The organism is Sinorhizobium sp. Y406, from assembly GCF_058732025.1.
Genome location: NZ_CM178974.1, coordinates 953,153 through 969,906, shown reverse-complemented (window position 1 = coordinate 969,906; position 16,754 = coordinate 953,153). Strand labels below are relative to the sequence as shown.

Genomic DNA, 16,754 nt, shown 5'->3' with positions numbered 1-16,754 from the left:
GCTTCAAACCAGTTCGACGTCAACAACGCCGGGTGCCGAGCGCAGCGCCGCGGCGATTTCCGGCGATATCCGGTATTTCTCGCCAAGTTCGACCTCGATTTCCCGCTGGCCGTCGTCCTTGATGAGGATGAAGGAAACCAGGCCGTCGCCCTTCGTGTTGAGGTGGGGTGCAATCGAGCGCAAGGGGCCGGAATCGCGCACATAGACGCGCAGCGCCTTTTGCATCTGCAGCGATTCCTCCTCTAGCGAACGGAGCGTTCTTATGCGAAGACCGATGCCTTCCGGGCGCTCGTCGGCATCCACCGTCATCACCAGCGATTTGCCCGGTTCCAGCAAATCGCGGTTCTGGTGCAGCGTCTCCGAAAAGAGAACCGCCTCGAACTGGCCGGAGGCGTCGGAAAAGGCAACAATGCCCATCTTGTTGCCGGTGCGCGTCTTGCGTTCCTGTTTCGATGTGACCGTCCCCGCGAGCCGGCCGGCGGTGGCGCCCTTTTTTACCGCCGCGGCGAAATCGCCGAATGCCTGCACCCGCATCTTCTGGAGCAGCTTTGCGTAGGTATCGAGCGGGTGCGCCGAGAGATAGAAGCCGAGCACCTGGAATTCGCGGTGCAGCTTCTCCGAGGCGAGCCAGGGCGTGTAGGGCGGCAGCACGATCTTTTCGGGGCCCGTCGCAGCGCCTGCGCCGAACATGTCGCTCTGCCCGCTCACCTTGTTTTCCTGGGCGCGCTGCGCAAAGCCGAGGATGCGGTCGAGCCCGCCGATGAGCTCGGCCCGATCATGACCGAAGCAGTCAAAGGCACCGGCGGCGATCAGGCTCTCGAAGACGCGCCGGTTCAAAAGCTTCGGATCGATCCTGAGGCAGAAGTCCTCGAGGCTTGCGAAGGGCCGGTCGCCACGAACCTCCACGATATGGTCGACCGCCGACTCGCCGACACCCTTGATCGCCGCCAGCGCATAATAGATGCGGTTGTCGCCGGTCTCGAAATGGCGGAACGACGTCTGCACCGAGGGCGAGATCACCTCGATACCGAGGCGCTTTGCGTCCTGGCGGAAATCGTTGATCTTCTCCGTGTTCGACATGTCGAGCGTCATGGACGCTGCCAGGAATTCGACCGGATAATGCGCCTTCATATAGGCGGTCTGGTAGGAGACGATGGCATAGGCGGCCGCATGCGACTTGTTGAAGCCGTAATTGGCGAACTTCGCAAGCAGGTCGAAGATCAGATCCGCCTGCGGTTTGGAGACGCCGTTCTGAACGGCGCCTTCGACGAAGCGGGCGCGCTGCTTGTCCATCTCCTCCTTGATCTTCTTGCCCATGGCGCGGCGCAGCAGGTCCGCCTCGCCGAGCGAATAACCCGAAAGCACCTGGGCGATCTGCATCACCTGCTCCTGATAGACGATAACGCCCTGGGTCTCCTTGAGCAGGTAATCGATCTTCGGATGAATCGATTCGATCTCCTCCTCGCCATGCTTGCGGGCATTGTAGACCGGGATGTTCTCCATCGGCCCGGGGCGGTAGAGCGCGACGAGTGCAATGATGTCCTCGATGCAGTCCGGGCGCATGCCGATCAGCGCCTTGCGCATGCCGGCGCTTTCCACCTGAAAGACGCCGACCGTTTCGCCGCGGGAGAGAATTTCGTAAGTCTTCGGATCGTCGATCGGGATGCTCGCAAGATCAACCTCGATGCCGCGCTTGGCGACGAAGTCGACGGCTGTCTTCAGCACCGTCAGCGTCTTGAGCCCGAGAAAGTCGAATTTTACGAGACCGGCCTGCTCAACCCATTTCATGTTGAACTGAGTGACCGGCATGTCCGAACGCGGATCGCGGTACATCGGCACGAGCTGCGACAGCGGCCGATCGCCGATAACGATACCGGCCGCATGGGTCGAGGCGTGACGATAGAGACCCTCGATCTTTTGCGCGATGTCGAGAAGGCGGGCGACGACCGGCTCCTTCTCCGCCTCCTCCTGCAGGCGCGGCTCCTCCTCGATCGCCTTCGAAAGCGGCGTCGGATTGGCGGGGTTGTTCGGTACGAGCTTGCAGATCTTGTCGACCTGCCCGTAAGGCATTTCCAGCACCCGCCCGACGTCACGCAGCGCCGCTCGCGCCTGCAGCGAACCGAATGTGATGATCTGTGCCACCTGCTCGCGTCCATATTTGCGCTGGACGTAGCGGATGACCTCTTCGCGCCGGTCCTGGCAAAAGTCGATGTCGAAGTCCGGCATCGACACGCGCTCGGGATTGAGGAAGCGTTCGAACAGCAACGAAAAGCGCATCGGATCGACATCGGTAATCGTCAGCGCATAGGCGACCAGCGAGCCGGCGCCGGAGCCACGGCCGGGGCCAACCGGAATGTCATGCTCCTTGGCCCATTTGATGAAGTCCGCAACGATCAGGAAGTAGCCCGGAAACTTCATGCGCTCGATGACGCTGAGCTCGAAGGCCAGCCGCTCGCGGTAATCCTCTTCCCTATAGCCGGGCGCCATACCGAGCTTGGCCAAACGGAAATCCAGCCCCTCCTCCGCCTGCCGGCGCAACTCCGCCGCTTCCGCGCGTTCGGCTTCCTCCGGATCGTCCGAGCCGCCGGTAAAGCGCGGCAGAATCGGTTTGCGTGTATTGAGCATGAATGAACAGCGTCGCGCGATCTCGACCGTATGTTCCAGCGCCTCCGGTAGATCGGCGAAGAGCGTCGCCATTTCCTTGCGGCTTTTCAGATAATGATCCGGCGTCAGCCGGAAACGGCTGTCATCCGAGACGACGGCATTATGGGCGACCGCCATCAGGGCATCATGGGCGTCGTAGTCGGCGGGTGAAGGAAAGAAGGCCTCATTGGTCGCGACAAGCGGAACGTCGTGGCAATAGGCAAGCTCCACCATGCGGCTCTCGTGACGCCGATCGTAATTGCCCTGCCGTTGCACCTCGACATAGAAGCGATCGCCGAAAAGCGCGAGCAGCACTTTCAGCCGTGCCTCCGCAAGCGGCTGCGAGCCGGCCTTGAGCGCCAGATCGACGGGACCACCGGCAGCACCCGTCAAGGCGATCAGCCCTTCCGTTCCACCCTCCGCAAGCCATGAACGCGTGATCCGCGCCGCCTGATGCCCTTCGCCTTCGAGATAGGCGCGGCTGACGAGATCGACGAGCCGCGCGTAGCCGGCGTCGGTTGCGGCGATAAGGACGATTGTAGGCAGCTTCGCGAGTTGATGTGGATGCCCCCGCCGCTCGCCATCCTCGTCCTCCATATCGATGGAGAGCTGGCAGCCGATGATCGGCTGTAATCCGTCGTCTGCCGCCTTCTGCGAGAATTCCAGCGCCGCAAACAAGTTGTTGGTGTCGGCTATTCCGATTGCCGGCTGGTCATCGCCAACCGCCTTGCCGATAATCTTCTTGAGCGGCAGCGCCCCCTCGAGCAGCGAATAAGCGGAGTGCACACGCAGATGGACGAATTGGGGGTTCTTTGCGCCCGTGATGTCCTGCCCAGTGCCTTCGCCATTTACCATTGTCGCACTCCGATTCCTGTCCGGTGCGGAGCATATCCCGTTTCCGGTCCCGGCTGTCCAGCCTTGCAGCGGGGCCGGGGACCTTTTTAAACCGGCCATTCCGCTGATGTGCGATCCAGGGAAGAGGGAATCACATGCCCAGCGCGATCATCGAAACGCTCGCGATGAAGAGCGTCATCGATGCAAAGGCAGCAAGATCACGAACGAAATCTGTCATAACATGGCTCCTTTTCGCTATTGTTCCCTTTTTGTTCTTTTTTTGTTCGATAGTCAAGCAAGGACGAATGAAACGCCCGCTATTCATCGGCTATGGTTAACGCAACCGGACGGCGTGCAAGTCATTCCAGGTCCGGAGGCAATCTCTCCAGAGCGAAGCCGCTCGATCACACCAAAGACAACCATATCCGGAAATGTTTCGGCGGCACCGCATGCGCCTAGAGCCTTTCCGGGTTAAATGGAAACAATTCTGTTGGCTCAAGCGAAGCGGAATGTTTGCCCGGCTGGCGCGCGGCGTCGCACCCGACTTTCGGAAAGCTCGATGCGCAGATCCAAGAGTTACAGCGAGCTTTGCGCGTCTGAAAGGACGCGCGGCGCTGTAGTCGCTATTCCAGTTCGACGATCTTGCCGTCCTCGATCGTGACGCGGCGATCCATGAGCGAGGCAAGTTCATGATTGTGCGTGGCGATCAGCGCCGCAAGACCGGACTGGCGGGCCAGCGCCTCCAACGCCTCGAACACATAGCCGGCCGTCTCGGGATCGAGATTGCCGGTCGGCTCGTCAGCCAGCAGAATGAGCGGCGCATTGGCGACCGCGCGCGCAATCGCGACGCGCTGCTGCTCGCCGCCGGAAAGCTCCGCCGGGCGGTGGGAAGCGCGATGCCCGATGCGCATATAGTCGAGTAGCGCACTTGCCCGCTCCGCCGCCTCCGCCTTCGGAAGGCCGGCGATCAGCTGCGGCATCATGATGTTCTCCAGCGCCGAGAATTCCGGCAGGAGATGGTGGAACTGGTAGACGAAGCCGATCTCGTTGCGGCGGATCGCGGTGCGCCGATCGTCGCTAAGGCCATTGCAAGCCTTGCCATTCACGATGACATCGCCGCCGTCCGGATGTTCGAGAAGCCCCGCAATGTGCAGGAGCGTCGACTTCCCTGTGCCGGATGGCGCAACCAGTGCCACGGTCTCACCGCGCCGCAAGATCAGGTCGACGCCCTTGAGGATCGGCAGGAAGGTATCGCCCTCGCCATAGTGCCGCTCGACGGCCGAGAGATGCAGTGCCACGCGCGCATTCATTCCGGTTGTTGTCCTTGTTATTCGTACCGCAGGGCCTGCACCGGATCGAGGCGCGAGGCGCGCCAGGCCGGAAAGATCGTCGCAAGGAAGGAGAGCGCCAGCGCCATGACGACGACGGCGATGGTTTCGTCGGCATTCATGTCTGCCGGCAATTGGCTCAGGAAATAGAGCTCCGGATCGAAGAGTGTGGCGCCGGACAGCCAGGAGAAGAACTGGCGGATCGATTCGATGTTCAGGCAGACGACCACGCCAAGCGCGACGCCGGCCACCGTCCCGGCTACGCCGATCGCGGCGCCGGTCATGAAGAAGATCCGCATGACCGAGCCCGAAGTCGCGCCCATGGTGCGCAGGATGGCGATGTCGCTGCCCTTGTCCTTGACCAGCATGATCAGACCCGAGACGATGTTCAACGCCGCAACCAGAACGATCAGCGTCAGGATCATGAACATCACGTTGCGCTCGACGGCGAGCGCGGAGAAGAAGGTCTTGTTGCGATCCCGCCAATCGGTGATGAAGACCTGCCGGCCGGCGGCCTCCTCGATCGGCTGGCGCAGGTCGTCGACGGCATCGGGATGCTCGACGAAGAGCTCGATCGATTGAACGAGCCCTTCCGCATTGAAATAGAGCTGCGCTTCCTCGAGCGGCATGAAGATGATCGTCGCATCATATTCTGACATGCCGATCTCGAATATCGCCGAAACGGTATAGGCTTTGATGCGCGGGTTCATCCCGAGCGGAGTCACGTCGCCGTTCGGCGAGGTCAGCGTGACCGTGCCACCGACGCTAACGCCCAACTGGTCAGCCATGCGCGATCCGATGGCGATGCCGCTGCCCGACGCGAAACCGACGAGATCGCCGGAAACAATATGGTTCGATATCGACTTCAACTTCGAAAGATCGTCCGCCCTCACGCCGCGAACCAGCGCACCCGTCGAAGCGTCGCCGACGCCCTGGGCAAGCACCTGGCCTTCAACCGTCGGGATCGCCATGGTCACGCCCGGAATGGCGGAGAACCGCGCCGCAAGATCGGCATAATTGGTGAGCGGACCATCGAGCGGCTGCACGATGACATGGCCGTTCATGCCGAGAATGCGCGAGATGAGTTCGGTGCGGAAACCGTTCATCACCGCCATCACGATGATCAGCGTCGCCACGCCAAGCATGATGCCGACGAAGGAAAAGCCGGCGATGACCGAGATGAAGGCTTCCTTCCGCCGCGAGCGCAGGTAGCGCCAGGCCACCATGCGCTCGAAGGCGGAGAAGGGACGGCTGGAAGACACGCCCGCCGGGGCGGCTGCCTTTGCTTGCTCTTCCGTCGCCGCGGTCATATTCGATCCCTTTGCCTCTTATTTCAACGCGATCAGCTTGTTGATCGCGGCCCCGACCGTCATCGTCTCGCGCGCGCCGGTCTTTCGGTCCTTGACCTCGACCTCGCCATTGGCGATCGAACGCGGCCCGACGACGATCTGCACGGGAACGCCGATGAGATCGGCGGTGGCGAATTTTGCCCCGGCACGATCGTCGGTATCGTCCAGAAGCACATCGAGCCCGGCATTGCCGAGGTCCGAGTAGAGCGTGGCGCAGGCGGCATCGCAAGCATCATCGCCCGTTTTCATGTTGATGACGACGACGTCGAACGGTGCGACCGACTTCGGCCAGATGATGCCGTTTTCATCATGCGAGGCTTCGATGATCGCCGGCACCAGACGGGTGGGACCGATGCCATAGGAGCCCATGTGCACCAAGTGCTCCTTGCCGTCGGGGCCGAGCACCTTGGCGCCCATGGTCTCAGAATATTTGGTACCGAAATAGAAGATGTGACCAACTTCGATGCCGCGCGCCGACAGGCGCTCTGCTTCCGGAATGGCGTCGAAGGCGGCCTCGTCGTGCATTTCCGAGGTGGCGGCGTAGCGCGATGTCCATTTCTCGAAAATCGCCTTCAGGCCGACGGCGTCATCGAAATCGGTGCCCTCGCCCGGAATCCCGAAATCGAGGAAGTCCTTGTGGCAGAAGACTTCCGACTCGCCGGTATCGGCAAGAATGATGAATTCATGGCTCAGGTTTCCTCCGATCGGGCCCGTATCGGCGCGCATCGGAATGGCGCGCAGACCCATGCGGTCGAAGGTGCGCAGATAGGCGGCAAACATCTTGTTATAGGCATGTTCCGCCCCTTCCCGGTCGAGATCGAAGGAGTAGGCGTCCTTCATCAGGAACTCGCGCGAGCGCATGGTGCCGAAGCGCGGACGGATCTCGTCACGGAACTTCAGCTGGATGTGATAGAGGTTGAGCGGCAGGTTTCGATAGGACTTCACATAGGAACGGAAGATGTCCGTGATCATCTCCTCATTCGTCGGGCCGTAGAGCATCGGCCGATCCTGCCGGTCCTTGATGCGCAGCATCTCCTTGCCGTAGGCGTCATAACGTCCGCTTTCCTGCCAGAGTTCCGCAGATTGCAGGGTCGGCATCAGAAGCTCGATCGCGCCGGAACGGTTCTGCTCCTCGCGAATGATCGCGTTCACTTTATCGAGCACGCGCTTGCCGAGCGGCAGCCAGCTGTAGATGCCCGCCGACTGCTGGCGGATCATGCCCGTCCTCAGCATCAGACGATGGGAAACGATCTCGGCTTCCTTCGGATTTTCCTTCAGAATGGGCATGAAATAACGGGAAAGGCGCATGACGGGTTCCAGAACTGGCGAATCTCGCACTATCGAGGGATTCGGGCGAAATGACGTTAGGCTTCACCCCTCCATTGGCCGTTCCGGGCAATGGAGGAGCTGCATTGAATTCGGCTCCTTGGTCTCCCGTCGGCGCCGGCGGGAGCCTTAAGTCCAGCGTTCATAGCCGCTTCGCGCGCGGAAGGAAACCCTGCCGCAACGGCTCCAGCACGGCGATTTTCGCGCCGCCGAACCTTCTATGAAAATGTTACCGAGAATGACCGGCTTCCATGCTCGCCACAGGAATACGGGTCGGGACAGCCTGAACCAGCCTCGTATCCAGCTCTGGTCGGCCTGCGCGGAACTGCGGACCTCACCCTGCGTCAAAAGAGCACGCTAGTAACAGGAGGCGAGCCGCCCCTGTCAACCGGAAAAATTTGCCGGAGTGTAGCAAAAATGCAAAAAAATCGAGTGACAGCGCCCAATGTTTGAGCTAATTTCGGCCCACAAAACAGGCAGGAAGGCCAAATTTCTGCCGATATTCGCGGTCAAGTCTTGGGAGGATAAGATCTTAGGCGCGCTCGTTCGCTGCCGCCGGAAACGGATTAGAGATCACGCGAAACTTAAAAACAAGGCTTTGGCCTTGTTTTTTTTTGGCTTTAGCTCCAGCCCCACCGAAGCAGCGACGCCGAATACGGCATTTAGCCGGCTGTCAAGACTGCACATCAGCGCCGATGCGTGCGGGCGTGCATCATCACAAGCAACCCGAAAGCGGCACGCTTTTTGCTTTTTGCCAATTCTGCAGCGTCCGTTGTTCGTCCTACTGCTTATTGCGCGTCTGATAAGACGCGCGGCGCTGTAGCAGACGCGCTGTGGCGGAGGCGACTACCCCTGAGGAGCGATGAAACCGAATATCGTATCCAGGTCATAGCCGAGCTTGACCGACAGGACATACCAGCCGAGATGGATGACGGCGGCGACGACCGTCGTCAGCAATACCACGCGTAGACCACGAAACCTGGCAGGCGCACTTTCGACCGTGCCGAGCACGACATCGTTCTCCTCTGCCTGCGTCCGCACGCCGAAGGGCAGCACCGCGAAGAGCGTGATCCACCAGATGATGAAATAAACGGCGAAGGTCGAAAAGGCGGACATGCAGCATCCCTGAAAGGAGTCGCGGTCGAGCCGCGCTGCGGCAGCTTCTCGCGGTGGCTTTGTCTTCCGCACCATGACAGCAGCTACAGCGCTGCGCGTCATTTTAGACGCGCAAAGGCCGCTGCAATGTTTTGCTGCTTGTCTTCGTCCTTTAATCGAGCTCGACTAAAGGAGACAAGCAGTAGGGCGCCGTCACGCACTGGGCGCCTTATAGCGCCAATGCGGCGCAATGGGCAAACATTTCCGCCGCGCCCGACTGTCACACCTCTTCAAGCTCGATCAGTGTGCCCTGGAAATCTTTCGGGTGCAGGAAGAGGACCGGCTTGCCATGGGCACCAATCTTCGGGTTCCCGTCGCCGAGGACACGCGCACCGGCCCGCTGCAGGCGATCGCGCGCCGCGATTATGTCCTCCACCTCGTAGCAGATGTGGTGCATGCCGCCGGACGGGTTCTTTTCGAGAAATGCCGCAATCGGCGATGCATCGCCGAGCGGCTCCAAGAGCTCCACCTTGGTGTTGGCAAGCGTGACAAAGACGACGGTCACGCCGTGTTCCGGCAGGGCCTGCCTTTGGCTGACGGACGCTCCGAGCGTCGCACGGTAGCTCGCGACTGCTGCCTCCAGATCCGGCACCGCGATCGCCACGTGGTTCACTCTTCCCAGCATCGAACGTCCTCCCGCTGCGTGCCTCGCCAGACAAAGCGGTGCTGCGACCGCCACGCCCCGACAATCAGACCTTGGTGACGAAAACCGTGACCATCGGCTTCTTGCCCCAGACCTGGTTGGCCGTGCTGCGAACGGCGCGCCGTACCGCTTCCTGCAGGGTTGCGAGGTCCTTGCGCTTGGGACGGGGAATACTCTCCACCGCACCGAGCACCGAATCATAGAGCACGTCGGCCATATCGTCGCCTTCGTCATCGAACTCGGGAAGTCCGATCGGCACGACCACCGGATCGTTCAGGAAATCATAACGATTGTCGAGCACGACGTTGACGGAGACATGGCCGGCGAAGGAGAGCTTGCGCCGTTCGCCTATGCCCATCTCGTCGAAGTCGCCGATCAGCATGCCGTCCTTGAAGATGCGGCCGTGCGGCGCCTCGTCGACCACCTCCGCCGGACCTGGCGCCAGGCGCAGGATCTGGCCGTTGCGCAGGCGCGGCACGTCCGCAATGCCGGAATGCCGCGCGAACTCGGCATGGGCCGTGAGATGCGCCGCCTCGCCGTGCACCGGCACGACGGTCCGGGGCTTCAGCCATTGATACATCTGCTGCAGCTCGTTGCGGCGCGGGTGACCGGAGACATGCACCAGCGCCTCGCCATCGGTGATGATATGGATGCCCTGCTCAATCAAGCCGTTCTTGATGTCGTTGATCGCCTTTTCATTGCCGGGAATGGTGCGCGACGAAAACACGATCGTGTCGCCGGCCGAGAACGCGACATTGCGCATCTCGTCCCGGGCGATCTTGGCAAGCGCGGCCCGCGGCTCTCCCTGACTTCCCGTCAGAATGACGACGACCTTGTCGCGCGGGATATAGCCGAACTCGTCCTCGGCGAGGAACGGCTTCAGCCCTTCCATCAGACCGAGATCCCTTGCAACGGCGACCACGCGCTTCATCGAACTGCCCAGCAGGAGCACTTCCCGGCCGGCGGCTTCCGCCGCTTCGGCGACCGAGCGAATGCGGCCGACATTGGAGGAGAAGGTCGTGATGCCGACACGGCCCTCCGCATCGGCAATGATCTTTGCCAGGCTCTCGGAGACCTGTCGCTCCGATGGCGAAACGCCGTCGCGTAGCGCATTCGTCGAATCGCAGACGAGTGCCAGCACGCCCTCCTCGCCAACCTGGAGGAACCGCGCCTCGTCGGTCAGCGGCCCGAGCGACGGTTCAAGATCGATCTTCCAGTCGCCCGTGTGCACCACGGTGCCGAGAGGCGTGCGGATAATGAGCGACATCGGCTCGGGAATGGAGTGGTTGACGCCGACCGCCTCTATACTGAAGGGACCCACATTGGTGCGGTCTCCCGACTTGAAAACCGTGACGGGAATTTCGGCCCGCGCCTTCTCGTAGTCTCGCTTCGCCTCGAGCATGCCGGCGGTGAACGGCGAGGCATAGACCGGGACGTTCAGCCCCGGCCAAAGATCGTTCAAGGCGCCATAATGGTCTTCATGCGCATGCGTGATGATGATGGCCTTCAAGTTGCGCCGCTCTTCAGCCAGGAAGGAGATATCCGGCAGAACCAAATCGACCCCCGGCAGGTCCGGGCCGGGGAAGGTCACGCCGCAATCGACCATGATCCATTGGCGGTTGCCCGGCCTGCCATAGCCGTAGAGGCCGAGATTCATGCCGATCTCGCCGACGCCGCCGAGCGGCAAGAATACCAGTTCTTCTTCTTGCGCCATTTATTCTATGCGCCTCTGTTCCTCGTTCATCCGAAAAATACGTCACCCGCTGCTATCGCGACCGGCGCCGCGGCGCCGGTATCGAGTAGCAGCCGGCCGTCCTCGTCAATTCCGACAAAACGTCCGGAAAGCGACCGATCCGGCAGGTTGACGGTGATGGGTTCACCTATGCCTTTTGCCGACGCCCTCCACTGATCGATAATGGCGCCGATCCCGGCGCCCCGGTCCCACAGCGACAGCGTCTCGGCCATCGTTACGAAGAGGTGGGCGAAAAGTTCCACGGGCGATACCGTGGCGCCCACCTGCCGCAGCGACGTGACCGGATAGAGGGCCTCCTTCGGCGTCGCCGCCACATTGACACCGCAGCCGATCACCAAGGCATGGCGGCCGTCCGGCAGCCCCTCGCCCTCAAGAAGAATGCCGCAGGTCTTCCGGCCATCGATCAGAATGTCGTTCGGCCATTTGATCGAAACCTCCGGCCCGCCCGGAGGCATGACCCGGCGAATGGCGCGGTGAACCGCCACCGCCGCCGCGAGCGGCAGCGCGTGCAGGCGTTCGACGGGAGCGGCATCGACGAGCAGCAGCGACGCATAGAGGTTTCCAGGTTCCGAAAACCAGGCACGGCCCCGCCGGCCGCGGCCGCCGGTCTGGCGCTCCGCCGTGATCCAGAGCAGACCTGGATCGCCTTCGCGGGCCCGCGCCAGGCACTCGCTATTGGTCGAGACCGCTTCGTCGAGCGCAACATGCCGGAAGTCCTCAGCTGAAATCCGGCCGCTGCCCTGCCCGCGCGTCAAAAGAAGGTCCGCGCCGCGACTTCCGCAGCATTGCCGAGCGGGCCGCCGATCAGCACATAGCCGAGCACGAACAGCCCGGACAGCCCGAAGACCAGACGCAATTCACCGGCGGTGCGTGCAAACTCGCCCTTCGCCTCATCGAACCACATGACCTTGACGATGCGCAGGTAATAGTAGGCGCCCACGACGGAGGCGAGCACACCGATAATCGCAAGCGCATAGAGATGCGCCTCGATCGCAGCCACGAATACGAAATACTTCCCGAAGAAGCCGGCAAGCGGCGGGATGCCCGCAAGCGAGAACATCAGGAGCGTCAGAACCGTCGCCATGAAGGGGTTCGTCTGCGACAGGCCCGACAGATCATCGATGCCTTCCACATTCTCGCCTTCCCGGCGGCGCATGGCGAGGATGCAGGCGAAGGTGCCGAGCGTCATCACCATATAGATGAGCATATAGAGGATCACACCGCGTACGCCGGTCATCGAGCCGGCGGCGAGGCCGACCAGGGCGTAGCCCATGTGGCCGATCGACGAATAGGCCATCAGCCGCTTGATGTTGCGCTGGCCGATCGCAGCGAAGGACCCGAGCAGCATCGAAGCGATCGAGATGAAAACGACGATCTGCTGCCAGTCGGCGACGACCGGTTCGAAGGCGTGGATGACGATGCGGACGAGCATGGCCATGGCCGCGACCTTCGGCGCTGCGGCGAAGAAGGCCGTGACCGGCGTCGGTGCACCCTCGTAAACGTCCGGCGTCCACATATGGAACGGCACGGCGGAGATCTTGAAGGCGATCCCGGCAAGAATGAAGACGAGACCGAAGACGAGGCCGAGCGAGCGGCCCTCGGATGTCAGCGCAGTGGCGATCTGGTCGAAGCCGGTATGGCCGGTGAAGCCGTAGACGAGCGACATGCCGTAGAGCAGCATGCCTGACGACAGAGCACCGAGAACGAAATATTTGAGGCCCGCTTCCGTCGAACGGATGCTGTCGCGATTGATCGCTGCGACCACGTAGAGCGCGAGCGACTGCAGTTCCAGCGACAGATAAAGCGAGATCAGGTCGTTGGCAGAAATCATCAACAGCATACCGAGCGTGGCAAGCAGCAGAAGCACCGGGAACTCGAACCGGTCGATCTGGGCCGAGCGGGCATGGCCGACGGTCATGACCATGACAGTGATCGAGCCGATCAGCGCCAGGACCTTCATGAACTTGGAGAACGGATCGGAGAGGAAGGCACCGCCGTAGGCCGCGCCTTGGCCCGTCTTCAGAACCAGCCACAGCCCGGCGAAGATCAGCACCGCAACCGCGAGCCCAGTCACGGTCGCCGTCGACCTTTCGCTCGAGAAGACGCCGACCATCAACAGCACCATCGCGCCGATCGCAAGGATCAGCTCGGGCATCGAGAGTTGCAGGCTTGCAATAAGGGTTTCAGCAGTCATGTCCAATCACGTCCTGTGGTCATTGCGCCGAAAGCGCGACGTCTTGCGCTGCCTGCAGGGCCGCGGCGTAGTTGTTGACGAGCAGGTCCACCGAAGCCGCGGTCGCATCGAAGACCGGTGCCGGATAGACCCCGAAGAAGATCGTCAGGATTACCAGCGGATAGAGGATCAGCTTCTCGCGCCCGGACAGGTCGAGCAGCGCCTTGAGGCTTTCCTTTTCCAGCGCACCGAAGATCACGCGGCGATAGAGCCAGAGCGCATAGGCCGCCGACAGGATGACGCCGCTGGTCGCAAAGAGCGCGACCCACGTGTTGGCGCGGAAGACGCCGACCAGCGTCAGAACTTCGCCGACGAAGCCCGAGGTGCCCGGGAGGCCCACATTGGCCATGGTAAAGACCATGAAGGCCACGGCATATTTCGGCATGTTGTTGACGAGGCCGCCATAGGCGGCGATCTCGCGCGTGTGCAGTCGGTCATAGACGACCCCGACGCAAAGGAAGAGCGCGCCGGAGACGATGCCGTGCGACAGCATCTGGAAGATGGCGCCCTGGACCCCTTGGACGTTGGCCGCGAAGGTGCCCATGGTCACATAGCCCATATGCGCGACCGACGAATAGGCGATCAGCTTCTTGATGTCGGCCTGCATCATCGCCACCAGCGAAGTGTAGATGATCGCGATGACCGAAAGCGTGTAGACGAGCGGCGCGAAGAAATCGGACGCCAGCGGGAACATCGGCAGCGAGAAGCGCAGGAAGCCATAGCCGCCGAGCTTCAGCAGGATGCCCGCCAGGATGACCGATCCCGCCGTCGGCGCCTGGACGTGCGCGTCCGGAAGCCAGGTGTGGACCGGCCACATCGGCATCTTCACGGCGAAGGATGCAAAGAAGGCGAGCCACAGCCAGGTCTGCATCTGCCGTGGGAAATCATACCGCAGCAGCTCGGTGATGTCGGTGGTGCCGGCCTGCCAGTACATGGCCATGATGGCAAGCAGCATCAGGACCGAGCCGAGCAGCGTGTAGAGGAAGAACTTGTAGCTCGCGTAGACGCGGTCCCTGCCCCCCCAGACGCCGATGATGATGAACATCGGGATCAGTCCGGCCTCGAAGAACACGTAGAAGAGCACTATGTCGAGCGACACGAAGACGCCGAGCATCAGCGTTTCCAGGATCAGGAACGCAATCATGTACTCCTTCAGCCGCTTCTCGATCGTCACCCAGCTTGCGAGCACGCAGAACGGCATCAGGAAGGCCGTCAGCGGCACGAACAGCACCGAGATACCGTCGATCCCGAGGTGATAGGAGATGCCGGTTCCGAGCCACTCCTGTTTTTCGATCATCTGGAAGCCGGGATTCGCACTGTCGAACTGGTACCAGACGTAGAGCGACAGGAGGAACGTGAAGATCGTCGTCAGCAGCGATACATTCAGGATGTTGCGGCGGCCGTAGGCGCTGTCTTCCCGCATCAACAGGAGAAGCAGCACGCCGACGAGCGGCAGAAAGGTGACCGCGGAAAGTACGGGCCAATCGGTCATCAGAAGGAACTCCCGAGCATCATCCATGTGACGAGCGCTGCAATGCCGATCAGCATCGCGAACGCGTAGTGATAAAGGTAGCCGGTCTGCAGCCGGACGACGCGATCCGTCACGTCGAGAACGCGCGCCGCCACGCCGTTCGGGCCGAAGCCGTCGATCACGCGACCATCACCCTGCTTCCAGAGGAAAGTGCCGAGCCGCTTGGCGGTGCGGACGAAGAGGAAGTCGTAGAGCTCGTCGAAGTACCACTTGTTCAGGAGGAACTGATAGAGACCACGATGCTGGGCAGCGAGGTACTTTGGCGTCTCCGGCGAGCGGATATACATGTACCAGGCGGTCACGAGGCCGAGGGCCATGGCGACGAACGGGCTCCACTTCACCCACAGCGGCACGTGGTGGTATTCCTCGAGGATCTCGTTTTCCGGCAGCGTGAAAAGCGCGCCCTGCCAGAACTCGGCATAGTGATGGCCGAAGAAATAATCGTGGAAGAGAAAGCCGGCAACGAGGGCACCGACGGCCAGGACATAGAGCGGCACCAGCATGACCTGCGGCGATTCATGCACGTGATGCATGACGTCGGCCGACGCGCGCGGCCTGCCATGGAACGTCATGAAGGTCAGGCGCCAGGAGTAGAAGCTGGTGAAGAGCGCCGCGACGACCAGAAGCACGAAGGCGAAGCCGGAAACGGCGCTGTGCGAGGCAAAGGTCGATTCGATGATCGCGTCCTTCGAGAAGAAACCGGCCGTCCCGAATAGCGTACCGGGAATGCCGACGCCGGTCAGCGCGATCGTGCCAACAAACATCATCCAATAGGTGACCGGGATGTGCGGGCGCAAGCCGCCCATATGACGCATGTCCTGCTCGCCATCGACAGCGTGGATAACGGAGCCGGCCCCGAGGAACAGGAGCGCCTTGAAGAACGCGTGCGTGAACAGGTGGAAGATGGCAGCGCCATAGGCGCCAACGCCGAGGGCCACGAACATGTAGCCGAGCTGCGAACAGGTAGAATAGGCGATGACGCGCTTGATATCGTTCTGGACGAGGCCGACGGTCGCCGCGAAGAAAGCGGTGATGGCGCCGATGACGGTGACGACCGTCAGCGCAGCCGGCGACAGCTCGAAGAGCGGCGACATGCGGGCGACGAGGAAGACGCCGGCGGTCACCATGGTGGCGGCGTGGATGAGCGCCGACACCGGCGTCGGGCCCTCCATGGCGTCCGGCAGCCAGGTGTGCAGCAGGAACTGCGCCGACTTGCCCATTGCGCCCATGAAAAGCAGGACGCAGGCGGCGGTCAGAGCGTCCGCCTTGTCAAGCTGCATGCCGAAGAGGTTGATGACCGCATCTCCTGCCCCGGCGCCCTCGGCCGGCAGGTAGCTCTGAGCGGCCGCAAAGATCGTTTCGAGATTAACCGAGCCGAAGAGAACGAAGACGGCGAAAATGCCCAGCGCGAAGCCGAAGTCCCCGACGCGGTTGACGATGAAGGCCTTCATCGCGGCGGCATTGGCCGAAGGCTTCTTGTACCAGAAGCCGATCAAAAGGTAGGACGCCAGGCCAACGCCTTCCCAACCGAAGAACATCTGCAGAAGGTTGTCGGCCGTCACCAGCATCAGCATCGCGAAGGTGAAGAGCGACAGATAGCCGAAGAAGCGCGGACGATGCGGATCATGGTGCATGTAACCGATCGAATAGATATGCACCAGCGTCGAGACCGTATTGACGACCACGAACATGACCGCGGTCAGCGTGTCGACGCGGAAAGCCCAGTCGACATCGAAGCTGCCGGATTGGATCCAGCGCAGCACCGAAACCCGGATCATTTCCTCTTCGCCGAGCGCGACATTGAAGAAGACGAGCCAGGAGAGCGCCAATGCAACGAGCATCAGGCCGGTGGTTACATATTCGGATGCCTTGGCGCCGATCTGCGTGCCGAGCAGTCCGGCGATCAGAAAGCCGATCAGAGGCAGAAAGACGATAGCCTTGATTATGGTGTCCATGGCC

11 protein-coding genes are annotated in these 16,754 nt (G+C 61.6%); all 11 read right to left on the bottom strand.

Features of this window, described 5'->3' with window-relative positions; all coding sequences use genetic code 11:
- Positions 1-3: 3 nt before the first annotated feature.
- The 11 genes from dnaE to nuoL all read right to left on the bottom strand — a co-directional run bounded on the left by dnaE (position 4) and on the right by nuoL (position 16,750).
- Positions 4-3,498, bottom strand: coding sequence for a DNA polymerase III subunit alpha (dnaE, locus tag AC4P1R_RS04600; protein ID WP_069460761.1), 3,495 nt, complete (start codon positions 3,496-3,498; stop codon positions 4-6).
- Between the two features lie 602 nt (positions 3,499-4,100).
- Positions 4,101-4,787: an ABC transporter ATP-binding protein gene (locus tag AC4P1R_RS04595; RefSeq protein ID WP_069460760.1), complete on the bottom strand. Its 687-nt coding sequence runs from the start codon at positions 4,785-4,787 to the stop codon at positions 4,101-4,103.
- Between the two features lie 17 nt (positions 4,788-4,804).
- The gene (locus tag AC4P1R_RS04590) at positions 4,805-6,115 is read right to left on the bottom strand and encodes a lipoprotein-releasing ABC transporter permease subunit (RefSeq protein WP_069460759.1); all 1,311 of its coding nucleotides are present in this window, start codon (positions 6,113-6,115) and stop codon (positions 4,805-4,807) included.
- 18 nt (positions 6,116-6,133) lie between these two features.
- Positions 6,134-7,462, bottom strand: coding sequence for a proline--tRNA ligase (gene proS / locus AC4P1R_RS04585; protein WP_069460758.1), 1,329 nt, complete (start codon positions 7,460-7,462; stop codon positions 6,134-6,136).
- A gap of 864 nt (positions 7,463-8,326) precedes the next feature.
- On the bottom strand, positions 8,327-8,596 hold the full coding sequence (locus AC4P1R_RS04580; protein ID WP_069460756.1) for a DUF1467 family protein: 270 nt from the start codon (positions 8,594-8,596) through the stop codon (positions 8,327-8,329).
- Between the two features lie 259 nt (positions 8,597-8,855).
- Entirely contained in the window at positions 8,856-9,260 is a 405-nt protein-coding gene (mce, locus tag AC4P1R_RS04575; protein ID WP_069460755.1) for a methylmalonyl-CoA epimerase, read from the bottom strand.
- Positions 9,261-9,324: 64 nt separating this feature from the next.
- A complete protein-coding gene (locus AC4P1R_RS04570; RefSeq protein WP_492177461.1) occupies positions 9,325-10,992 on the bottom strand; it encodes a ribonuclease J in 1,668 nt (555 codons plus the stop codon).
- A 26-nt stretch (positions 10,993-11,018) separates the two neighbouring features.
- Positions 11,019-11,786 (bottom strand): biotin--[acetyl-CoA-carboxylase] ligase, encoded by a 768-nt coding sequence (locus AC4P1R_RS04565; RefSeq protein ID WP_069460753.1) that lies wholly within the window; start codon positions 11,784-11,786, stop codon positions 11,019-11,021.
- Positions 11,783-13,225: an NADH-quinone oxidoreductase subunit NuoN gene (nuoN, locus tag AC4P1R_RS04560; protein ID WP_069460752.1), complete on the bottom strand. Its 1,443-nt coding sequence runs from the start codon at positions 13,223-13,225 to the stop codon at positions 11,783-11,785. Before nuoN ends, AC4P1R_RS04565 begins: the two co-directional genes overlap by 4 nt.
- A 19-nt stretch (positions 13,226-13,244) precedes the next feature.
- Positions 13,245-14,756 carry an NADH-quinone oxidoreductase subunit M gene (locus tag AC4P1R_RS04555; protein WP_069460751.1) on the bottom strand — a complete coding sequence of 504 codons (1,512 nt, stop codon included), beginning with the start codon at positions 14,754-14,756 and terminating at the stop codon, positions 13,245-13,247.
- The gene (gene nuoL / locus AC4P1R_RS04550) at positions 14,756-16,750 is read right to left on the bottom strand and encodes an NADH-quinone oxidoreductase subunit L (protein ID WP_069460750.1); all 1,995 of its coding nucleotides are present in this window, start codon (positions 16,748-16,750) and stop codon (positions 14,756-14,758) included. The genes AC4P1R_RS04555 and nuoL overlap by 1 nt, the downstream gene beginning before the upstream one ends.
- Between the last annotated feature and the right edge of the window lie 4 nt (positions 16,751-16,754).